The sequence below is a fragment of the Cupriavidus sp. H19C3 genome (genome assembly GCF_049393815.1).
Lineage (GTDB): Bacteria > Pseudomonadota > Gammaproteobacteria > Burkholderiales > Burkholderiaceae > Cupriavidus.
In genome coordinates this window covers 390,067-410,194 of record NZ_CP184986.1, presented here as the reverse complement: position 1 = coordinate 410,194, position 20,128 = coordinate 390,067, and the positions used below count along the sequence as shown (strand labels likewise).

The following is a 20,128-nucleotide window of genomic DNA, read 5'->3' as shown; positions in this document are numbered from 1 at the left end:
GCCGGGTCCGCCCGCGGCAGCACGCGGGCGGGGTGAGTCACGACACCTCAGAAATCGACCTTCTGCCCCGGCTCCGGCACGATCACCGTGGTCGCGCTCGCGCCCAGCGCCGCGGAGAACTCGGCCGGCGTGCCGCGCAGCAACGGAAAGGTCAGGTAGTGGATGGGAATCGCGTATTTCGGCTTGATCATGTCGCGTACCGCGAGCGCGGCATCCTGCGGCCCCATGGTGAAGTGACCGCCGATCGGAATCAGGACGAGGTCGGGATGATAGCGCTCGGCGATCAGGCGCATATCGCCGAACAGGCCGGTATCGCCCATATGCCAGATCCTGAAGCCATTCTCGAGCTCGATGATGTAGCCCACGGGCTCGCCACCGTAATGCGTTTCGTCCTTGCCGGTAGCCGGGTTCTTCCACACCAGTTCCGACGAGTGCTCGGCATGCACGGCCGTGATCTTCACACCGTCGGGGCCGAACGGCATGATTGTGCCGCTCTTGCCAAATCGCTGCGCGAGCGCGGATGGCACCATGCCCAGCGAGACCAGGGCCTGCCCCATGCCGCCACCGTTATAGATCGGCGCCTGGTTCAGCCGCGCCAGCGCCGGCGCATCGGCCAGATGGTCGTTGTGAGCATGCGTGACGAGAATCAGGTCCACCTTGCCCAGCGCCGCCAGGTCCTTGTAGGCAGGCGGCGTCTTCGGGTTGGTGATCAGCCAGGGATCGATCACGATGACCTTGCCCCCGGGCGTGGTGATGCGCGTGGCCGCCTGCCCCAGCCACAACACTTCGGTCTTGCCCGCCGCAATCTTGCCCGGCGCCTGCGGCTGCAACGCGGCGGTGGCGGGCGCGGACGCGGAAGTGGCACAACCCGCCAACAGCGCCACGGCGGCGGCGAGGCAAAGCATGCTGCGTCTGATCATGGTCATCCTTTCGTGGGTTTTGTATGGACATCCGAAACCGCAGCAGCGTGACTAACCGCGGACCAACGTCGCTGCGTGGGGCAGGAGGAGTATTCGCATCGCCGGCGGCGGTGTCAACCCGGCTGCGCTGCCGCGCTTCGCCTAGCCCCTTTGCAGGGACGCCACGAACGCATCGGCGACCGGGTTGCCCTCGCCCGCGCGCGTCACGGCCACCAGCGTGGCGGCAATGCCGAGATCGGCAATCGGCACGAATGCCACATCGGGCCGGTTGCGTTCCGCAACCGAGCGGCCCACCAGCGTAAAGCCCAGCCCCGCCGCCACCAGGCCCAGCGCGGTGTGAATCTCGATCGCCTCGTGCCCGGCCGGCGGATTGGCGCCGGCGGCGCGTAGCGCCGCCAGCGTCTGGCTCGCGAAAATGCTCTGTGGGTCCTTGGGATACTGGATCAACGGCAGCGCGTCGAGCTCGGCCGCGCGGATCGACTTGCGTCGCGCGAGCCGCGCATGCGCCGGCAATGCCGCCACGAACGGATCCTCGAACAGCACGGTATGGGTGAGATCCGCGGGCTGTTCGAACGCGCCGATATAACGCGAGATGCCAACGTCGATGCGATGGCGGCGCAGCTGTGTGGGCTGGTGTTCCGACAGCAGCTCGAGCATATCGAGTTGCACTTCTGGATAGCGACCACGGAAATGCCGCACCGCGGCCGGCAGGATCGAGAAGATGGCCGAACGCGTAAAGCCGATGCCAAGCCATGCCCGGTTACCGGCCGCGATCGCGCGCGCCTCTTCATCGAGCCGCTGCATCTGCGAGAGCAGGTCGCGGGCGCGCGGATACAGAAACTGGCCCGCCGCGGTAAGCGTCATCGGCCGGCGCGAACGGTCGAACACCGGCGCCCCGAGCAGCGTCTCCAGTTGCGCGATCTGCATGCTGATGGCGGTAGGTGCGACAAACAGGCGGTGGGCGGCTTCCGCGGCGCTGCCGGCATCGACCACCTCACAGAAGTAGCGCAGTTGTCTCAAGTTCATTTTTATTGAAGTTCGGTGCAATTTTCAATGATTGATATCGCCCGGACTTTACTTGAAACTGAATCGCGTTGACAGCACACCGCAGGAGACCTGCCATATGAGCCCTACCTCCACAGCCGACTGGCAGACGCACGCCAGGCAGTTGTCCACCGCCGAGATATCCGACGCGCTCGACGCGCTGCGCCTGCCGGGCAGCGCACTGGGCATCGGCCATATTGCCGGCACACCGAGCGTATTCGGCCGCGCCTTCACGGTCGCGTTCATTCCCATCGACCTCGATGCGCCCGGCACGGTCGGCGATTTCCTCGATGACATCCCGGCTGGCGCCGTGGCCGTGCTAGACAACGCGGGCCGCATGGACTGCACGGTCTGGGGCGGCATCATGAGCCAGCTTGCCGTGCGCCACGGCGTGGGCGGCACCGTGATCAACGGCGTCTGCCGCGATACGGCGGAAGCGGACGCCGCCGGCTACCCGCTTTATGCGCGCGGCCGCTTCATGCGCACCGGCAAGGACCGCGTGCAGGTACGCGCGGTGGAACAACCGGTCAGCCTCGGCGACGTACGCGTGGTCAGCGGCGACTACATCGTGGCCGATGCCGACGGCGTAGTGGTAGTGCCGCAGGCGCGCGCGCAGGAAGTGTTCGAGCGCGCGCTGCGTACGCGCGACGTCGAGGCGCAGATTCTCAACGCTGCGCTCGGGGGCGTGGCCTTGCGCGACGCGCGCCGGCAGTTCGGGTATCACACGCTGCAACGCGCGGCGCATTGAGCCCGCCTATCGCCGGCAACACGCGCCACCAACACTCGCCGGGCCAGACCACGGCGAGACCAGAACAGAACGGAGACATCATGACGACATCCCGCGCGCCAAGGCGCCTGCCCACCGCCTTGCTTCGCACCACTACCCCGCGCATCACCCTCGCCGCAGGCATCGCCGGCGCCAGCATGCTGTTCGCCTTCGCCACCCCGTCCAGCGCCACCGAGCCTTATCCGTGCAATCCGTTGCGCATCGTCTCGCCATACCCACCCGGCGGCACCACCGATATCCTCGCGCGCTTCCTGGCGCCGGGGTTGTCGAAGCGGCTCGGCGTGACCGTGATCGTCGACAACCGCGGCGGCGCCAGCAGCAATATTGGCACTGAGTATGTGAGCCGCGCCAAGGGCGATGGCTGCACGGCCTTGCTTGGCAACAACACGGGCCTCGTCATCAACCGCAATCTGTACAAACTGAAGCTCGATCCCACGCGTGCGCTGACCCCGGTGGGCGAGGTGGCGGCGGTACCGCTGGTGCTGTACGTGAATACCTCGCTGCCGGCGACCACCGTGCAGCAGCTCGTGGCACTGACCAAGGCGGCGCCTGGCAAGTACAGCTATGCGTCGGGTGGCAGCGGCAGCCCTCAGCACCTGGCGGGCGAGATGCTGAAGCTCGAGCGGCAGCTCGATATCGTGCACGTGCCGTATCGGGGCCAGGGCCCGGCCCTGAGCGACGTGATCGCCGGCCAGGTGCCGATCGCCTTCGAAACCACCACCGCGATCGCGCCGCAACTCAAGTCCGGCCGCATCCGGCCGCTGGCGACCACGGGAGCCAGGCGTGCCAAGGCGCTGCCGGACCTGCCGACGATGGAGGAGGCCGGCTTTCCTGGCTTCGTGATCGAGAACTGGTATGGCCTGTTCGTGCCGGCCGAGACCCCGACCCCGCTCGTGCAGCGACTCAATGACGAACTCAATGCGGTGCTCGGCGAACCCGATGTCGCGGGCAAACTGTCCGATATGGGTTCGAGCGATGTACGCGGCTCGTCTGCCCAGTTCCGCGCATTTATCGGCAAGGAACTGCCGTACTGGGAGAACCTCGTCAAGCGCTCCGGGGCCACCGTCGACTGAAGCGAATCATCATGACCGCATTGACCGAACTGACCGACCAGCTGGCGCGTGCGCAACGACTCGGCACCGCCACCATCCATGAAGCACAGGGCCAGCGCGGCGCGGTGGAGGCGCGCATCGCCGCGCTCGATCCCGGCATGCGCCTGGCCGGCCCCGCGCTCACCGTGGACATCCGCCCCGGCGATAACCTGATGATCCACTATGCGCTGACCAAGGCGCGTCCCGGCGATGTGCTCGTGGTGGACGCCAAGGGCTTCGTTGACGCCGGCCCGTGGGGCGACGTGCTGACCTTTGCCGCGCAGACCATCGGCCTCGCGGGTCTCGTGATCGACGGCGCCGTGCGCGATGCCGCCAATATCGTCGACATGGGTTTTCCGGTGTTCTGCCGCGGTCTCAGCATCCGCGGCACCAACAAGCATCAGCCCGGCAAGCTCAACGTGCCGCTGGTGCTCGGTGGTGTGATGATCCAGCCCGGCGATATCGTGGTGGGCGATCGCGACGGACTCGTGGTGATCGCGCGTGACGAACTCGATCGCGTGATCGAAGCGGGTGAAGCGCGCGAACGCAAGGAGAGCGCGATGCGCGACAAATTGGCGCAGGGGGCCACCATGGTTGAGCTGCTCGGACTGCAGGCCACGCTCGCCGCGCATGGCCTGACATAACCCTTTCGCGATGGGTGACGGCGCCGCCCATGGTGCGGTGTCGCCATCGTGCATTCTCGCAATGTATCGCGATCCACCCGCAATCCGTGCGCATGCCCAGGGAATAAAGCCGCTCGTCGAAGCGTTTACCGGGTACATGGGACGCAGTGCTCATGCTTCTTTTGCTTCGGTATCGACACTTTCCTGAGGACCTATCATGCGTACGAACTTCATCAAGCTCACTTCCTTCCTTCTCGTTGCCATCGCCACTGGCGTTGGCGCCGCATCGGCGCATGCCACCGAGATGGCTGCCCACTCCGGCGACCGCAGCGTGTATCTCGACGGCGCACGTCTCTCTTCGCACGACGTATTCACCGACGGGGCCCGCAATGGCCAGCGCGACCCGTACCTCGACGGCGCACGCGTGAACACCCCGCGCGACGAATACACCGACGGGGCCTGATCCGCATCGAGGCCCGCACGCCCGTCACCTGCCCTTCTTTCTCTCCGCACTGCATCCTCCTTGTGCCCGCGCCCCCTGACCCCGGGCGCGGGCGGGGGGGAGGGTTCCCCGCTTGCCGCGCCCTTCCCCCCGTTTTTCACCGCCGGCTTTTCGCCTCGCCCTACATCTCCGCCCTGCATCTCCGCCCTGCACCTGCGCTTTCCGCCTGCGCTTGTCCTTTCCCGCGTTTGTCCCGCGCGTTTTCCTCTCTCGTTCCCCCTCCCGCCCCTGACCCACGTCGTCGTCCACGCCGTGGCGTCCGTGCCCGTCCCTACTTGACACCATAAACGCTGCCGGGGGAATATAGCCGCTATACGAACATCTGTGCGCATAGCGCACAGCAAGACGTTCACGCCATGGCACCTGCCCCTATGCCCGACTGGCCTTGCCATGCGTGCCTCGACGTGGACCTCGCTACCCATGACTCTCGACATCAGGACCCGACATGGCCGCTGATCCTTCACTACGGCTTCACCGCGCCGGCACCCCCGGCGCTCCGGCGCTGGTGCTGGGCAATTCGCTCGGTACCGACCGGCGCCTGTGGCACGCCACCGTCCAGGCATTCGCCAACGACTACGAGGTGATCCGCTTCGATGCGCCCGGTCATGGCGGGCAGGACGCCTTTGCGTTCGGCAGCCTGCGCGAGCTGGCGACACGACTCGCCGGCGCACTGGCGGACGCCGGTATCGATACGTTCCGCTATTGCGGGGTATCGATGGGCGCGGCGATCGGCATGGAACTCGCGTTGACGCACGGGCCGCGCGTGTCCGCCCTCGTGCTCGCCAACACGGCGCCACAGTTCGGCCCTGCCGCGTTCTGGCAAGGCCGCATCGACCAGGTGCGCGCCGGCGGCACTGGCGCGATTGCCGAAGCCACGGTGTCGCGCTGGCTCACGCCAGCGCATGCGGCACGCGATCCCGCGCTGCGCCAGTGGCTGGTGGACATGTTTGGCGCCACCACCGCGGCGGGATACGTAGCGTGCGCACAGGCCGTGATGGCTTTCGATGGGCGCGACGCGCTGCGCCATATCGGCGTACCCACGCTGGTCATGGCCGGCACCGAAGACCTCGCCACGCCACCCGCACAGGGCCGCGCATTGCATGCCGCCATCGCCGGCAGCCAGTATCTCGCGCTACCCGCCGCACACCTGGCCCCACTCGGCGCACCGGATGCGTTCCACCGCGCCGTGCGCGATTTCCTGCAGGCCACCCGGGCGAACCCCTGATTCCCTGATCCACCCACCCCCTGATATCGCCGAGCACAACACCATGGCAGACGAAAAAACCGAGATCGACGCGGCATGCCGCGCAGTACTGGACCGTTTTATGGAAGCGCTGAATGCCCACGACGCCCGCGCGATGGACGCCTGCATGCACTTTCCGCACGTCCGCTTTGCGGGCGGCAACGTGAAGGTGTACGAGGCCCCCGGCAGCAATCCGATGGACCTGTTCCAGAAACTCCGCGACGAAGACGACTGGCGTCACAGCACCTGGCGCGCACGCGAAGTCGTGCAGTTCAACCGCGACAAGGCCCATGTGGCACTGAGCTATACGCGCTTCCGCAGCGATGGTTCGGTGATTGGGGTGTACGACTCGCTGTATGTGCTGACACGCGTGGAGGGCCGCTGGGGCATCCAGATGCGTTCCAGCTTCGGCCCCTGAATACACGCGCTCCGCTGCCGCGTGCGCGCAACAAAGCGTCATCCAGCCCAGAGCAACGCCCACACCGATATCGAAAACCCAAGGAGACCAATCGTGAAGACCCTGTTCAAGGCTGCCCTGCTCGCAGCCACGCTGTGCGCCGGCACGGCCGCCCATGCCGAATTTCCCTCCGCCCCGGTGCGCCTCGTCGTGCCGTTTCCCGCCGGCGCCGCCTCCGACGTGATTGCGCGCGCGCTGGCGCGTTCCGCTGCGACCAGGATCGGCCAGTCGATCATCGTCGACAACAAGGCCGGCGCGGACGGCATGATCTCGGCGGCGGAAGTCGCGCGCGCCAAACCCGACGGCCTGACGCTGCTGTTTGGCACCAACAGCGCGCTGTCGGCCTCGCCCGCACTGCGCGTCAAGCTGCCCTACGACCCCGTGAAGAGTTTTGCACCGATCACCGAGCTGGGCCGCTATACCTTCTTCCTTTATGTGAATGCGGCCACGCCGGCGAGGACGCTGCCCGAATTTGTCGCCTACGCCAAGGCCCATCCCGGCAAGCTCAACTTCGGCACCGGCAATACCACGGCACTGGTGTCGTCGCTGCAGTTCAACGCGATCGAAGGCCTCGACATGGTGTCGGTGGCATACAAGGGTGAACCCGCCGCCATCGTCGACCTGCTCGATAACCGCATACAGATGATGTTCGGCAACCCGACCCTGGGCCTGCCCCATCTCGCCTCGGGCAAACTGCGCGTACTTGCCACCACGTCAGAACGGCGCAGCCCGCTGCTGCCCAATGTGCCGACCATGAAGGAAGCCGGCGTCAGCGGCTTCACCATTACCTCGTGGGCCGGCCTGTTCGCGCCGGCCGGCACGCCGGAGCCGATCCTGGCAAAGATCCGCGCGGCCTTTACCGCGGCGATGCAGGACCCGGAAGTGATCGAGGCGCTCGACAAGCAAGGCTTTACGGCCACGCCGTCGAACGCCGCCAGCCTGGCGAAGCTGGTCGACGAGCAGATGGTCCGCTATCGCACCACGATCCGCGCGGCCGGCATCCAGGCCGAATGACAGCGCACCCGGCCCGGCGCGCCGGGCCGGCACGCGGGCACCGCGGCAAGGGTAAGGAAGTAAGGAAGCAAGTCAGGTGGGGCGGGCGGGAGGAAGGCGGCACGCTAGAATAGCCGCGTTCGTCCACCCCCCACTGCCACGCCATGCCTCAGGAACCCGATTCGTCGATCGGCCCCAACAATTTTGTCGACTCGTTTGCGCGCGGCCTTGCCGTGATCGAGGCATTCGGTGACGATCGCGCGGAACTGACGCTGTCGGAGGTGGCCGAAGCCGCCCAGGTCAGCCGCGCCGCGGCGCGGCGCCTTTTGCTGACGCTGTGCCACCTTGGCTATGCCACCCAGAGCGGACGCGTGTTTCGCCTGACGCCAAAGGTCATGCGGCTTGGCTATTCCTATCTGTCGGGCCTGACCGTGGCCGAGATCGTCGAGCCATACGTCGTCGCCGTGGCCGAGAAGACCGGCGAATCGTGCTCCGTCTGCGTGCTCGACGATGTCGACGTGGTCTACGTGGCGCGCGCGTCCACGCGTCGCGTCATGTCGCTGAACCTTTCCGTCGGGACACGCCTGCCTGCCTGGGCCACCGCGCATGGCCGCATCCTGCTCGGCGCGCTGGACGATGCCACGCTGGCGGACCGGCTGCGCCGCAGCGATATCCGCAAGTTCACCCCGCACAGCACCACCGACGTGGCAAAGCTGACGCGCCTGATCGTGCAGACGCGCACACAGGGCTACTGCTTCGTGAACCAGGAGCTCGAGTCCAGCCTTGTCGCGCTGGCCATGCCGCTGCGCAATCGCGCGGGCGAGGTGGTGGCGGCGATCAACCTGGCCGGTCACTCACAGCGCCTGACCGAAGACAAGATGATGCAGACGTTCCTGCCGATTCTGGCCGCGGCCGCGGACGATATCAACGAGGCCCTGCGCACGCGCTGAACCGCGCCTCGCTTACGCTTCCGCGTCCACTTCCGCTTCGCCGTAGCGCTGGCCAAGCCGGCGTTCGATCTCGCGCACGGTCTCCAGCAGGCGCGGTGCCACTTCGTCGCGCAGCCGCGCCTCGGGGAAATACTGCGCCGCGCCCGCCGCGCTCATCGCCATCAGCGGCAGCCCGCGTCCCGGGTTCAGCGTGGTGGCCACGCCGTGCACTTCCCTGACCCAGTCGCCTACCGAATACGCACATCGACCGCGCCGGTATTCGGCAAGCGCGCCCTCGATGCCGCGCTGTACCGCCGGCCAGTTGCCTTCGTCGAGCGCGCGGATGCGCTCCATCAGGCCGGCGCGCTCGCTCGGCGCCACGCCGGCCAGCAATGCGCGGCCCGCCGCGGACGTGCCGAGCGGAATGCGCGAGCCGACGTCGAGACTCAGCGTCACGATCGAGGTGCTGCGGCAGCATTCGAGATACAGCATGGAGAGCTGGTCGCGCGCGGACAGCGCGATCACCGCGCCAGTCTCGGCGGCGAGCGCCTGCATCAGCGGGCGCGCCACCTGGCGTACGTCGAGGTTGGCCAGCATGGCGCTGCCCAGCGCGCCGGTCGCGGTGCCGAGGCGGTACTTGCCGCTCTCGGGCACCACGTGCAGGTAGCCGAGCCGGGTCAGCGTATAGGTGAGCCGCGTGACCGTGGACTTGGGCAGGCCGGTGCGTTCGGCCAGCTCATGATTGGCCAGAAAGCTGTCGCCGCTGCGAAACGCGCTCAGGACCTCGAGCCCGCGCGCCAGCGCCGTCACGAAATGCCGGTCCTGCGCAGGGTCCGCGGTGTCGTCGTCGACGCGCGCGTCAGGGGGATCCTGCGTGTCGTGCGTATCCTGGACGAGTGACCGGTCATTGAGACTTTTCATGCTGCCTTTCCATGGCACCTGCGTTGGAGGGAGAAGCCCTACCGTGCCGCCGCGGCGAGCTTCCTCAGTTCGTGCTTGAGTATTTTACCCGTGGGCGCGGCCGGCAATTGCGGCAGGAAGCGGATCTCCGACGGCAGCTTGTACGGCGACAGCCGTTCGCGCAGATAGGCGGCCAACGCGTCGGTGGCCAGCGTGGCATGCGCGGCCAGCTCGACAAAGGCCACCACTTCCTCGTTGTCCTGCACCTCCCGCCCCACCACCGCGGACTGCACCACATCGGGATGGCTGTTGATGGCCTGCTCCACCTCCACCGGATAAACGTTGAAGCCCGAACGGATGATCAGCTCCTTGGCGCGGCCGACGATAAACAGCGCGCCGTCCCCCTCCTGGCGCGCCATGTCGCCGGTATGGAACCAGCCGTCGGCGTCGATCGCCGCGTGCGTGAGCTCCGGCGCGCGATAGTACCCCTTCATCAGGTTGGGGCCGCGTACCCACAGCTCGCCCACCGCGCCCCGGTCGAGCGTCTGGCCAGTCAGGCCGACGATGCGGACCGCGACGCCCGGCACGGGTTGACCCACCGAACAGTCGGTGCGCGGTGCATGCATGAGCGTCTGCGCCACCGCCGGTGCCATCTCGGTCAGGCCATAGCCGTTGTGCAGGGTCTGACCGAGCAGTGCTTCCGCATTGGCCTTCAGTTCCGGCGTCAAGGGCGCGCCGGACGCGCCCATGAAGCGCAGTCGCGAATGGTCGAGCTGCACGCCGTGGGTCCGGCACCATTCCACCAGCCGGGCAAACATGGCCGGCACACCGAGCAGGATCGTCACGCCGTCTTCGCGCAGCGCGCGCACCAGGCCCTCCGGACTGAAGCGTTCCTCGAACACGATCGACGCTCCGCTCGAGAGCGCACCGATCAACTGCGACGACAGGCCGACGATATGGGCCATCGGCAGCACGCCATAGAACCGGTCCGCGGGGCCGAGCGCACGCAGCGTGCGCGACACCGCCGCCACGTGCAGCAGGCTTGCATGCGTGAGCATCACGCCCTTGGGACTGCCCGAGGTACCCGACGTGTAGATCAGCGCCGCCACCTGTGCGTCGGCCGCGTCGGCCACCGGCTCGGCCACGGCGGCCGCATTGAGCGGTGCCACCGCGAGTTCGCCCAGCGCGCCGAGCGCGCGCAGTGCGCCGGCGTCGGCAATCCCGGACCAGATCAGCGGCACGGCGCCGGCGCGTGCCGCATGCGCGCGCGCCTCTGCCGAGACCGCCGTGGCGTACAGCACGCGACGCGCCCCCGAGTGGTCGACGAAGTTATCGATCTCGCGTGGCGACAAGCGGGCATTGACCACTGCGATCCACGCATCCAGCGCGCTCGCGGCCAGCACCAGCACCCCGACCGCCACGCAGTTCTCCGCCACCAGCAGGATGCGGTCGCCCGGCCGCACCCCCAGTTGGCGCAGCGCCTGCGCGGCGGCCTCCACCGCGCAGGCAAGCTCGCCGTAGGTCAGCCGGCCGCGCCGGTCCTGCAACGCGGGGGCGCCGGGCTGGCAGGCCACCCATGGCGCGATGACGTGATGAATGCGGCGGAAAGGGGTCGTGGCGGTGGCCGTGACGGTCGCGCTCGGTTCCATGCGGTGGGTCTCCTGTTGCGTGGTTGTGGTGGTGTCGGATGCCGCCCAAAAGGACCGCAATGCAGTTCAATATACTGCTTGTCGGTTTTATTTTCCATTTCCCGTCCATTTTTGCGCTGTTTAAATCACAAATATCGGCCGCTTCGTTTGACTGTCGCAGAAACGCGTTTCATACTGAACCGATATGCAGTCCTATATCCCAGAACCAGGAGACACCATGACGGACAGGAAGGCGGTATTGGTGATTGGCGCGGGCGACGCGACCGGCGGCGCGATCGCGCGCCGTTTTGCGCGCGAAGGCTATATCGCCTGCGTGACGCGCCGCAGCGCCGACAAGCTCGCGCCGCTGGTCGAACAGATCCGGGCCGAGGGCGGCGAGGCCCACGCATTTGGCTCCGACGCGCGCAAGGAGGACCAGATGGTGGCGCTGTTCCAGCAGATCGAAGCGGAGATCGCGCCGATCGAAGTGGCCATCTTCAATATCGGCGCCAATGTCCGCTTCGATATCACCGAGACGACCGCGCGCGTCTACTACAAGGTGTGGGAGATGGCCTGCTTCGCGGGCTTCCTGATGGGCCGTGAAGCGGCGCGCGTGATGGTGCCGCGCGCGCGCGGCTCCATCTTCTTCACCGGCGCCACCGCGAGCCTGCGCGGCCGGGCCGGCTATGCGGCCTTTGCCGGCGCCAAGCACGGCCTGCGTGCGCTGGCGCAATCGATGGCACGCGAGCTCGGCCCCCGGGGCGTCCATGTGGCACAGCTGATCGTCGATGGCGCGATCGACACCGAATTCATCCGCGAGACCTTTCCCGAGCGCTACAAGCTCAAGGAGCAGGAAGGCATCGTCAATCCCGACCATATCGCCGACACCTACTGGATGCTGCACCGGCAGCCGCGCGATGCATGGACCCACGAGCTCGATATCCGGCCGTGGATGGAATCGTTCTGACGGCACGCGAGCAGCGGCGCCAGCGGTAACGCGCGACGGCCGGGTCATCGACACCGGCCGCGCGCACTTCACCAGGAGACAGTAGTGAAACGGCGTGATGTTCTGCATCTGCCGGTGGCGACGCTCGCCGCCGGCTGCTTCGGCCTGACGGCCGCCATGGCAGGGGCGCAGCCTGCCGACCCGAACTTCCCCACGCGGCCCATCCGCGTACTGGTCGGCTTTACCGCGGGCGGCTCCACCGATACGCCGATGCGCGTGCTGGCGGCCAATGCCGCGAAGATCCTCGGCCAGCCGGTCGTGATCGAGAACAAACCCGGCGCGGCCGGCGTGATTCCCGCGCAATTGCTGCAGTCGAGCGGCGCCGACGGCTACACCATCGCCGTCATTCCGCAGGGCGTCTACCGCGCGCCCTACACGTCGAACATCAGTTGGGATCCGGCCCAGCTCAGCTACATCATCGGCCTGTCGGGCTATGTGTTCGGCATTGCAGTGCCGGCCGATTCGCCGATCCGCACGATTGCCGACTACGTAGCCTATGCGCGCGCCCACCCCGGCGAGCTCAGCTACAGCACGCCGGGCTCGCTGACCACCAACCACCTGACCATGGAGCAGTTCGCGCGACTGACGCAGACGCGCCTCAATCATGTGCCGTTCAAGGGCACGCCGGAATCGTTGCAGGCTGTCATGGCCGGCCATGTGATGTCCGCCGCGGAGACCTCGGGCTGGGTGCCATATGTGGAAGCGGGCAAGCTGCGGCTGCTCGCGGTCTGGAGCGACAAACGCATGCCGCGCTTTGCGGCCGTGCCGACGCTGAAGGAGTCCGGCATCAACCTGGTCCAGACCTCCCCCTGGGGACTGGCCGCGCCACCGCATACGCCGCCCGCGGTGGTGGCCAGGCTGCACGACGCCTTCAAGCGCGCGATGGAACAGCCAAACTTCCGCGAAGTGCTGTCGAAGTACGACATGGAACCGGCCTACCTGAGCAGCGAGGCTTATCGCCGGTACGCCATCGCGGCGATGGCGCGCGAGCACGAGGTGCTGAAGCAGATCGGCTTCACCAGATCCGGCGCGAATTGACCGCGCGCCCCGGCGCCTCGCCTCCGCCCCAGGGGAGAGGCGCGGCGTCCGGCCACTCAGCGCGCCGTCTGCAAGCGCACGATCTCCTCTTCCACCGACGGCAGCGTGTCCTTGCCAAAGTAGATTTCGCCGTTGACGAAGAACGTCGGCGAACCGAAGGCGCCCTGGTCGAAAGCCTGCTGCGTATTGTCGATCAGCCTCTGCTTGACGTCGGCCTCGCCGATGCGGCGCAGGATCCGTTCGCTGTCGAAGCCGGCGGCGTCGAGCGTGCCGGCAAAGATGGCCGGGTCGTCCATCTTCCTCTCGTCTTCCCACATGGCCTTGAAGATGGTGTCGACATAGCGCTCGAAGTCGCCGTCGATCTGCATGGCCACCGCACCGCGCATCAACTGCAGCGTGTTCACCGGGAAATGCGGATTGGGCCGGTATGCATCGAGCCCGTGCCGGGCAACAAAACGGCGCGTCTCCAGGCGCGCGTACTCCTGCTTGTTCTTGATACCGGCAAACGCTTCCGCCGGCGAGCGGTTGCCGGTCAGGCGGAACAGGCCGCCGAGCAGGATCGGCACATACGCGAACGCCACGCCCGTGCGTGCCGTGATGCCCGGCAGGACCCGGTGGGACAGATAGGCATTGGGGCTGCCGAAATCGAAGCAGAACAGCGCGGTGACATCGCTCATGTCAGGTCTCCTGTAGGACTATTTTCGGAACAATGTACTGCACTGCAATCCAAATCACAACCATCGCTCGGGTAGCATTCTGCAAGTTAACAATATTGACGCTACAATCCGCCGCATCCGCCCGCTGAATTCGGAATTCTATTCCGGATAGCAGTCAACAATGCCCCTCCGAAGACGCGTATGACCGAGCCCACCAGCGCCACCGCCGCGGCAGCCCCCGCAACACCGTCAACCGCCGCCAATGCGCGCGCGGCCCGGCTGCTCAACGACCCGATCCTGCCCACGCTGCTGCGGCTGGCGGTACCCAATATCGTGGTCATGCTGGCGCAGGCGACGGCCAACTTCCTCGAAAGTTACTACGTCGGCAAGCTGGGCGTGCCGGCGCTGGCCGGCGCCGCACTGGTGGTGCCGCTGATCATGGCCATGCAGATGCTGTCGGCCGGCGCGGTAGGCGGCGCCATCTCGTCGGCCATCGCGCGCGCCCTGGGGGCCGGGCGCCATGCCGAGGCCGAGGCGCTGGCGCTGCATGCCACGGTGATCGGCGTGGTAGCGGGTGTGGTGCTGAGCGTGGGCATGCTGGTGCTGGGCCCGCATATCTATACCGCGCTCGGCGGCGATGGCAGTACCCTCGCGGCAGCGGTGACCTATTCCAACGCGGTGTTTGTCGGCACTACGTTCCTGTGGCTGCTCAATGCGTTCGCCAGCGTGCTGCGCGGCACCGGCAACATGATGCTGCCCGCCTGCGTGGTAACGGGCGGCGTGCTGGTGCTGGTGGTGGCGTCGCCGTTGCTGATCTTCGGCGCGGGACCGATTCCGCCGCTTGGCATCGCTGGCGCGGGCTACGCGCTGGTGACGTACTACGTGGTGGGCTGCAGCGTGCTGCTGGTGGCGCTGCTGCGCGGCTACGGCGGCATCCGGCTCTCGTTCGCGCACCGGCTGCGCTGGCGCCTGTTTGCCGAAATCCTTGGCGTGGGGCTGTTTGCCGCGGTCAACAGTCTCATGATCAATGTGTCCGTGATCACCGCCACCGCCATGGTCGGCATGCATGGCGCGCACGCGCTGGCCGGCTTTGGCCTGGGCATTCGCCTGGAGTATCTGCTGGTGCCGCTGATCTTCGGCTTTGGGGCGGGCATGGTGGCGATGGTCGGCATGAACACCGGCGCGGGCCAGCATGCGCGCGCGCGCAGGGTGGCATGGACCGGGGCGCTGGCGGCGGCGGCACTGACCGAACTGATCGGGCTGGCCGCCGCGCTATGACCCGAGGCGTGGCTGTCGCTGTTCACCCAGGACGCGGAAGCGATCCGCATGGGCGCGGCGTACCTGCGCGCGGTGGCGCCCGCGTATGGCTGCTTCGGCCTGGGTCTGGCACTGTACTTTGCTTCGCAGGGCGCGCGGCGCCTGCAGTGGGCGGTGTTCGCCTCGCTCGCTCGCGTGGCGGTTATCGTAACGCTCGGCTACCTGACGCAACGGCTGTGGGGCATGGAGATTGGCGCGTTCTTCGCCGCGCTGGTGGTCGGACTCGCCATCTTTGCGGCCATGAACGCGGTGCCGTGGCTGGTGCGGCGCTGAAGCGCCGCCGGGCGCGGGCGCCCGGCGGCTACCGCTGGCCCGGCGTTCAGGCGCGGAACACCGCCATCGCCTCGCGCAGTTCGCGCGACTGACCGTCGAGCGCGGAGGCCGCCGCAGAGGTCTGCTCCACCAGGCTCGCGTTCTGCTGCGTAATGGCATCCATATGCGCCACCGCGCGGCTGACCTCCTCCACGCTCGAAGCCTGGTCGACCAGCGCATCGGCAATCTCGTTGACGATACCGTTGACGCGCCGCACCGAGCCCAGGATCTTGCTCATGGCATCGGCCGCGCTCTGGATATCCGCGGCACCGTCGTGTACGTGCTCGACCGAACTGGCGATGAGCGTCTTGATTTCCTTGGCCGCCGTCGACGACCGCTGCGCGAGCGAGCGCACTTCGGTCGCGACCACCGCAAAGCCCTTGCCCTGCTCGCCAGCGCGCGCCGCCTCCACCGCGGCATTGAGCGCGAGGATATTGGTCTGGAACGCAATGCCTTCGATCACGGCGGTGATGTCGGCGATCTTGTTGGATTCGGCGGTAATGCCATCCATCTTCTGCACGATCGACTGCACCATCTCGCTGCCCTGCTCGACCTCGGCCGCGGTCGTGGTGGCCAGCGTGTTGGCATGCTGCGCGCGTTCGGAGTTCTGGCGTACCACGCCCGCCACCTGCGCCATCGACGCCACGGTCTGGCGCAGTGCCGAGGCCTGACTGTCGGTACGCGTCGCCATGTCGGCATTGCCGGCGGCAATCTGCTCGGTCGCGTTGGACACGGCTTCGGTATGCGCGCGCACGTTCAGCACCACATCGCGCAGTGCGGCCTGCATATGGTGCAGCGAGGCCAGGATGCTGCTGTCGTCACCCTCGCGCACCTGCGCCGGATAGGTCAGGTCGCCCTCGCCCACCGCTTCCGCCACGCGCTTGACGTCGGGCGGCTCGGCGCCGAGCGTCAGCGAAATGCTGCGCGCAAGCAGCCACGTCACGCCGATACCGAGCGCGATGGCAATGGCCGTCAGGCTCAGCATCAGCACCTGGAAGTGCACGCCGACGTCGCGCGCCATCGCGCCCTGCTCCTGGTTCAGCTGCTCTTCGAGGTCGATAAACGCGTTGATGGCGGCCAGCCATGCCACAAAGGCGGGGCGAGCCGAGTCCAGCAGCACGCGCCGCGCGCCTTCCGCGTCGCCGGCCTGCTGGCGGGACAGGACATCGGCGATCAGCGGCATGGTACGCGCCTCGGCCGACTTGATGGTGGCAAGGCGGGCGCGCTCTTCCTGCGAGACGCGCATGCCCTTGGCAAAGATCTCGTCCATGGGCTGCGCGGATTCGCGATACGCGCGCGCCAGCTGTTCGATCTGGTTGACCACGGCGGGCAGGTCGGCCGCCGAGACCAGCGTCGCATCGCGCAGCGCGATCGAGCGGTCGTGCACGCTGCCACGGAAGTTGATCGCGTAGCGTTGCTTGACGCCATTGACCTCGTTGATCGTATAGAGGCCGGCGTTGATCTTGTTGACGCGCGTGATACCTACCGCGGTCAGGACGATCATCGCCAGCAGGAGACCGGCAAAGCCGCCCGCGATACGCGCGCCTACGGAAATACGTTGCAGCATGATGCGCCTGGTTCAGGTTGATGGAAGACCCTCCGCCTTACGACCGGCGGGGCCAAACCTTTAGCGCATCGCGTGCGGCAATTCCACCTTGCGGGGCGAATGCGGCAGGACTGCGGCGATTTGCCACGGATCCTGCCTGCGATTCGAAAGAAATCGGGTGAAAACAAAAGGGACCGGACTGTCAGCGCCGGTCGTCGTTGCGCGCCTGTTGTCCTCCACGCGAGAACTGGCGTTGTTGCTGTTGTTGAGAGTGTTGTTGCTGCATTTGCTGCTGACGCTGCTGTTCCTGCATCTGCCGCTGCTGCTCGAACGCCTGGCGCTGCTGCTGCTGGAACTGCCGCTGCTGCTCCATCTGCTGACGCTGCATCGCCTGGGCGCGCTGCTGCTCCGCCTGCGCCCGCTGCATCGCCGCGCGCTGCTGATCCTGCTGCTGGCGCTGCATCTCCGCCGCGCGTTGCTGCTCCATCTGCGCGCGTTGCATGGCCGCGCGTTGCTGGTCCTGCTGCTGCCGCTGCTGCTCGAAGGCGCGCTGCTGGTCCTGCTGCGCGCGCTGCATGGCCGCACGCTGCTGATCCTGCTGCTGGCGCTGCATCTCCGCGGCCCGTTGCCGATCCTGCTGGGCGCGTTGCATGGCCGCGCGCTGCTGGTCTTCCTGCTGGCGCCGCTGGTCGAAGGCGCGTTGCTGTTCCTGCTGCGCACGTTGCATGGCCGCGCGCTGCTGATCCTGCTGCTGGCGCTGCATCTCCGCGGCCCGTTGCTGATCCTGCTGGGCGCGTTGCATGGCCGCGCGCTGCTGGTCTTCCTGCTGGCGCCGCTGGTCGAAGGCGCGTTGCTGGTCCTGCTGCGCACGCTGCATGGCGGCCCGCTGGTCATCCTGTTGCTGACGCTGCTGTCCAAACGCGCGCGGCTGGTCCTGCTGCTGCCGCTGCAGCGCCTGCTGTTGCTGACGCTGGAAGTCCTGGCCCTGCCGCTGCTGCTCGTGCAACTGGCGCTGCTGGTCCAGCTGCTGCCGCATCAGCGCCTGCTGTTGCTGGCGCTGGAATTCCGGCTGCTGACGCTGTTGCTCGCGCAACTGCCGCTCCTGATCGAAGCGTTGTCGCTGCATGGCCTGCTGCTGGCGCAGCGCCTCGTCCGGCAAGCCGCGCATCTGTTCCGGCCGGGCCACGAAGGCGTTGCGGCCTTCGCGCGGACGCTGGGCCGCCTGACTGATGCGTACATCGGGTTGCGCCACGGGTTGCGGCGTACGGTAGGCGGACTGACGCGGGTTCTGTCCGCCGGGCTGACGCGCATCCGGGCCCGGCGCGCCACGCCACGCCGGGCCCGCGCCGGCCGTCCCACCTTCGCGCGCAAACCGCCGCGCAAGCTCGTCGGGCGCCACGCGCCCGGGCGCACGCGCGGCAATGACCTCGCGTGCAAAGCCCTGCCGCGCCTGCGGCGGCAAGTTGCGGGTCGGCGCCGCGCCGAACAGGCTCGCCTTGACCGGCGCCATCGCGGGCGCCCCGCGTTCGCCAGGCGGAATACGGCGCCATTCGTCCATATGCATGCCGCGCGACCGCTGCCCTTCGACAAAACTGCGCGCCGGCATGCCGGTAATCGCCCCGGGGACGCCGTGGTTGTACCAGCGCTCGCGGTCGCCACGGCCATGCCAGCGGTCGACCGGGAAATAGTTCACGCGCGTCTGATAAGCCGGGCTCGCGCGGTACACCGGCCGATAGCGTTCGCCCGGCCCGAGCGGATACCAGGCCACGCCCGGGCCGCCGCCGATGCGTACCCCCACCGTGGCGCCACCGATAAAACCGACCACCGCAGGCGCGTAGCACGGCCGCACGTTGAGCGGCCCCGGCACCCAGCCCCAGCGGCTGCCGACGTACGCCCAGCGACCGTAGTGCGACGGCGCAAAACCCCAGGGCTGGTCGTCGATCCAGGTCCATCCCCAGGGCGCCACCCAGGCCCAGTGGCCCACGCTATAGGGTGCCCAGCCCGCCGGTACCGCGCGCGGAAACCAGATCGCACCGTAGTCGCCATCCTGCTGCCAGTCGCCATAGCCGTCGAGCGCCGTGTAGCCAGTCATGTCGCGCGGCACATACTGGGCCGCCACCGAGCGGTCCTCGCGCGCGTCGCGCTCGGCGGTCCAGCGGTCGAAGGCGTCGGTCGGCGCGAGGTTGCCGGCGCCGCCGTCCTCGAGATCGGTCCCGGTAAAGCGCAGCCGCTCGCCGCGCTCCATCTCGGTCGACCGGTTGTCGCCATACAGCACGGCATGGCCGTGCCGCATGGTGACGGTCGTGGCGCTGCCGTCGGGCGCCACGTCGATCCGATAGTCGCCTGGCTCGGTCGGCAGGAATGCGAGGTTGGGGGTATCGATCTCGACCGATTGTCCCTGCGGCAGCGCGCGCACGCGCAATTGCAGCGTGCCTTCGGTCAGCTTGATCTGCGTACTGGTGTCGTCGAGGTCGAGCACGCTGACCGCGGTGGCGCCGCCGAGGCGTACCGCCGTGGTGCCGGCATGCAGTTCCGCGCGGCTGCCCGGATCGACCCAGAGCCGGTCACCGGTCGTCACGGGGCGGTTCAATCCGGTGGCAGCCCACTGGTCGGAGCCGGCCGGGGCAAAGCTGATATTGCCGGCCACATCGGTCAGCGTGGCGATACGGGCGGAAGGGTCGGCGCCCACCGCGGCGGCATTCGGATCGCCAACCGGACCGCCGAGCGGATCGCCCAGCGGGTTGTCGGCGGGCATGGCGCCCGGGTTGGCCCCGGGGTAATAGTCGGGTGGCGGTCCGGCATTCTGCGCGCGCGCCAGTCCGTGTGCGCCAAGCACGGCGAGACCGAGCGCGGCAATCGGCGCCAGCCGGCGCATGCGAAGGCAGGGCAGGCGAAGGTGAGGCAAGTGGGAAACCATGAAGCGGGGCATGTGCTGCGGGGTCCGGAGGGGAGTCGTACGCCGTGTCGGGTGGGCCATATTGTCACCCTATATCCGGATGGGCGGCACCGGCACAATTGCCGCCGCAGACTTTGTAAGCACGTATTTCCCGCGCCGGGCACGATGGTATGTGCGCTTGCCATGCGAGGCAGATGGCGGGCGGCTGGCCGCCCGGGCGGCAGCGGCCGCGCGATGGGC

The 20,128-nt window shown here is 67.7% G+C and carries 19 protein-coding genes; 12 read left to right on the top strand and 7 right to left on the bottom strand.

Annotation, left to right across the window (positions count from 1 at the left end; all coding sequences use genetic code 11):
- Positions 1 to 47: 47 nt before the first annotated feature.
- Entirely contained in the window at positions 48 to 920 is an 873-nt protein-coding gene (locus DFLDMN_RS21365) for a metal-dependent hydrolase (RefSeq protein WP_423199869.1), read from the bottom strand.
- Positions 921 to 1,061: 141 nt separating this feature from the next.
- Entirely contained in the window at positions 1,062 to 1,946 is an 885-nt protein-coding gene (locus tag DFLDMN_RS21360) for a LysR family transcriptional regulator (protein ID WP_423199868.1), read from the bottom strand.
- Positions 1,947 to 2,043: 97 nt separating this feature from the next.
- On the opposite strand from DFLDMN_RS21360, the gene DFLDMN_RS21355 reads away from it, so the two are divergent.
- From DFLDMN_RS21355 to DFLDMN_RS21320, 8 genes are all read left to right on the top strand, one after another.
- On the top strand, positions 2,044 to 2,712 hold the full coding sequence (locus DFLDMN_RS21355) for an RraA family protein (protein ID WP_423199867.1): 669 nt from the start codon (positions 2,044 to 2,046) through the stop codon (positions 2,710 to 2,712).
- 80 nt (positions 2,713 to 2,792) lie between these two features.
- The gene (locus tag DFLDMN_RS21350; protein WP_423199866.1) at positions 2,793 to 3,824 is read left to right on the top strand and encodes a Bug family tripartite tricarboxylate transporter substrate binding protein; all 1,032 of its coding nucleotides are present in this window, start codon (positions 2,793 to 2,795) and stop codon (positions 3,822 to 3,824) included.
- A gap of 11 nt (positions 3,825 to 3,835) precedes the next feature.
- A complete protein-coding gene (locus DFLDMN_RS21345; protein ID WP_423199865.1) occupies positions 3,836 to 4,486 on the top strand; it encodes a 4-carboxy-4-hydroxy-2-oxoadipate aldolase/oxaloacetate decarboxylase in 651 nt (216 codons plus the stop codon).
- A gap of 196 nt (positions 4,487 to 4,682) precedes the next feature.
- Complete coding sequence (locus DFLDMN_RS21340; protein ID WP_423199864.1) at positions 4,683 to 4,928, top strand: hypothetical protein; 246 nt, start codon at positions 4,683 to 4,685, stop codon at positions 4,926 to 4,928.
- Between the two features lie 484 nt (positions 4,929 to 5,412).
- The gene (locus DFLDMN_RS21335; RefSeq protein WP_423199863.1) at positions 5,413 to 6,192 is read left to right on the top strand and encodes an alpha/beta fold hydrolase; all 780 of its coding nucleotides are present in this window, start codon (positions 5,413 to 5,415) and stop codon (positions 6,190 to 6,192) included.
- 43 nt (positions 6,193 to 6,235) lie between these two features.
- The gene (locus DFLDMN_RS21330) at positions 6,236 to 6,628 is read left to right on the top strand and encodes a hypothetical protein (RefSeq protein WP_423199862.1); all 393 of its coding nucleotides are present in this window, start codon (positions 6,236 to 6,238) and stop codon (positions 6,626 to 6,628) included.
- Positions 6,629 to 6,721: 93 nt separating this feature from the next.
- A complete protein-coding gene (locus tag DFLDMN_RS21325) occupies positions 6,722 to 7,681 on the top strand; it encodes a Bug family tripartite tricarboxylate transporter substrate binding protein (protein ID WP_423199861.1) in 960 nt (319 codons plus the stop codon).
- A gap of 143 nt (positions 7,682 to 7,824) precedes the next feature.
- Entirely contained in the window at positions 7,825 to 8,610 is a 786-nt protein-coding gene (locus DFLDMN_RS21320) for an IclR family transcriptional regulator domain-containing protein (RefSeq protein WP_423199860.1), read from the top strand.
- A 12-nt stretch (positions 8,611 to 8,622) separates the two neighbouring features.
- Here DFLDMN_RS21320 and DFLDMN_RS21315 read toward each other — a convergent pair whose 3' ends face one another.
- Both DFLDMN_RS21315 and DFLDMN_RS21310 read right to left on the bottom strand, forming a co-directional pair.
- Positions 8,623 to 9,510 (bottom strand): IclR family transcriptional regulator, encoded by an 888-nt coding sequence (locus DFLDMN_RS21315; RefSeq protein WP_423199859.1) that lies wholly within the window; start codon positions 9,508 to 9,510, stop codon positions 8,623 to 8,625.
- A gap of 38 nt (positions 9,511 to 9,548) precedes the next feature.
- The gene (locus tag DFLDMN_RS21310; RefSeq protein WP_423199858.1) at positions 9,549 to 11,138 is read right to left on the bottom strand and encodes a class I adenylate-forming enzyme family protein; all 1,590 of its coding nucleotides are present in this window, start codon (positions 11,136 to 11,138) and stop codon (positions 9,549 to 9,551) included.
- Positions 11,139 to 11,355: 217 nt separating this feature from the next.
- Between DFLDMN_RS21310 and DFLDMN_RS21305 the strand changes: the two genes are divergently transcribed.
- Both DFLDMN_RS21305 and DFLDMN_RS21300 read left to right on the top strand, forming a co-directional pair.
- Complete coding sequence (locus tag DFLDMN_RS21305; RefSeq protein WP_423199857.1) at positions 11,356 to 12,084, top strand: SDR family oxidoreductase; 729 nt, start codon at positions 11,356 to 11,358, stop codon at positions 12,082 to 12,084.
- 84 nt (positions 12,085 to 12,168) lie between these two features.
- On the top strand, positions 12,169 to 13,161 hold the full coding sequence (locus DFLDMN_RS21300; RefSeq protein ID WP_423199856.1) for a Bug family tripartite tricarboxylate transporter substrate binding protein: 993 nt from the start codon (positions 12,169 to 12,171) through the stop codon (positions 13,159 to 13,161).
- Between the two features lie 56 nt (positions 13,162 to 13,217).
- Here the strand turns inward: DFLDMN_RS21300 and DFLDMN_RS21295 are convergent, their stop codons facing one another.
- Entirely contained in the window at positions 13,218 to 13,838 is a 621-nt protein-coding gene (locus tag DFLDMN_RS21295) for a 2-hydroxychromene-2-carboxylate isomerase (RefSeq protein ID WP_423199855.1), read from the bottom strand.
- Between the two features lie 180 nt (positions 13,839 to 14,018).
- Between DFLDMN_RS21295 and DFLDMN_RS21290 the strand changes: the two genes are divergently transcribed.
- Positions 14,019 to 15,095 (top strand): MATE family efflux transporter, encoded by a 1,077-nt coding sequence (locus tag DFLDMN_RS21290; protein WP_423199854.1) that lies wholly within the window; start codon positions 14,019 to 14,021, stop codon positions 15,093 to 15,095.
- Positions 15,096 to 15,143: 48 nt separating this feature from the next.
- Entirely contained in the window at positions 15,144 to 15,407 is a 264-nt protein-coding gene (locus DFLDMN_RS21285; RefSeq protein ID WP_423199853.1) for a hypothetical protein, read from the top strand.
- A 46-nt stretch (positions 15,408 to 15,453) separates the two neighbouring features.
- On the opposite strand, the gene DFLDMN_RS21280 is transcribed toward DFLDMN_RS21285, so the two are convergent.
- A complete protein-coding gene (locus DFLDMN_RS21280; RefSeq protein ID WP_423199852.1) occupies positions 15,454 to 17,013 on the bottom strand; it encodes a methyl-accepting chemotaxis protein in 1,560 nt (519 codons plus the stop codon).
- 181 nt (positions 17,014 to 17,194) lie between these two features.
- The gene (locus DFLDMN_RS21275) at positions 17,195 to 19,897 is read right to left on the bottom strand and encodes a DUF6600 domain-containing protein (protein ID WP_423199851.1); all 2,703 of its coding nucleotides are present in this window, start codon (positions 19,895 to 19,897) and stop codon (positions 17,195 to 17,197) included.
- Between the last annotated feature and the right edge of the window lie 231 nt (positions 19,898 to 20,128).

What these genes read in the sequence shown, in the direction of transcription:
- DFLDMN_RS21340 (WP_423199864.1), top strand. Translation starts at nt 4,683, where the DNA reads ATGCGTACGAACTTCATCAAGCTCACTTCCTTCCTTCTCGTTGCCATC.
- DFLDMN_RS21350 (WP_423199866.1), top strand. Translation starts at nt 2,793, where the DNA reads ATGACGACATCCCGCGCGCCAAGGCGCCTGCCCACCGCCTTGCTTCGC.
- DFLDMN_RS21320 (WP_423199860.1), top strand. Translation starts at nt 7,825, where the DNA reads ATGCCTCAGGAACCCGATTCGTCGATCGGCCCCAACAATTTTGTCGAC.
- DFLDMN_RS21295 (WP_423199855.1), bottom strand. Translation starts at nt 13,838, where the DNA reads ATGAGCGATGTCACCGCGCTGTTCTGCTTCGATTTCGGCAGCCCCAAT.
- DFLDMN_RS21330 (WP_423199862.1), top strand. Translation starts at nt 6,236, where the DNA reads ATGGCAGACGAAAAAACCGAGATCGACGCGGCATGCCGCGCAGTACTG.
- DFLDMN_RS21290 (WP_423199854.1), top strand. Translation starts at nt 14,019, where the DNA reads ATGACCGAGCCCACCAGCGCCACCGCCGCGGCAGCCCCCGCAACACCG.
- DFLDMN_RS21280 (WP_423199852.1), bottom strand. Translation starts at nt 17,013, where the DNA reads ATGCTGCAACGTATTTCCGTAGGCGCGCGTATCGCGGGCGGCTTTGCC.
- DFLDMN_RS21355 (WP_423199867.1), top strand. Translation starts at nt 2,044, where the DNA reads ATGAGCCCTACCTCCACAGCCGACTGGCAGACGCACGCCAGGCAGTTG.
- DFLDMN_RS21365 (WP_423199869.1), bottom strand. Translation starts at nt 920, where the DNA reads ATGATCAGACGCAGCATGCTTTGCCTCGCCGCCGCCGTGGCGCTGTTG.
- DFLDMN_RS21305 (WP_423199857.1), top strand. Translation starts at nt 11,356, where the DNA reads ATGACGGACAGGAAGGCGGTATTGGTGATTGGCGCGGGCGACGCGACC.
- DFLDMN_RS21315 (WP_423199859.1), bottom strand. Translation starts at nt 9,510, where the DNA reads ATGAAAAGTCTCAATGACCGGTCACTCGTCCAGGATACGCACGACACG.
- DFLDMN_RS21360 (WP_423199868.1), bottom strand. Translation starts at nt 1,946, where the DNA reads ATGAACTTGAGACAACTGCGCTACTTCTGTGAGGTGGTCGATGCCGGC.
- DFLDMN_RS21335 (WP_423199863.1), top strand. Translation starts at nt 5,413, where the DNA reads ATGGCCGCTGATCCTTCACTACGGCTTCACCGCGCCGGCACCCCCGGC.
- DFLDMN_RS21285 (WP_423199853.1), top strand. Translation starts at nt 15,144, where the DNA reads ATGGGCGCGGCGTACCTGCGCGCGGTGGCGCCCGCGTATGGCTGCTTC.
- DFLDMN_RS21345 (WP_423199865.1), top strand. Translation starts at nt 3,836, where the DNA reads ATGACCGCATTGACCGAACTGACCGACCAGCTGGCGCGTGCGCAACGA.
- DFLDMN_RS21310 (WP_423199858.1), bottom strand. Translation starts at nt 11,138, where the DNA reads ATGGAACCGAGCGCGACCGTCACGGCCACCGCCACGACCCCTTTCCGC.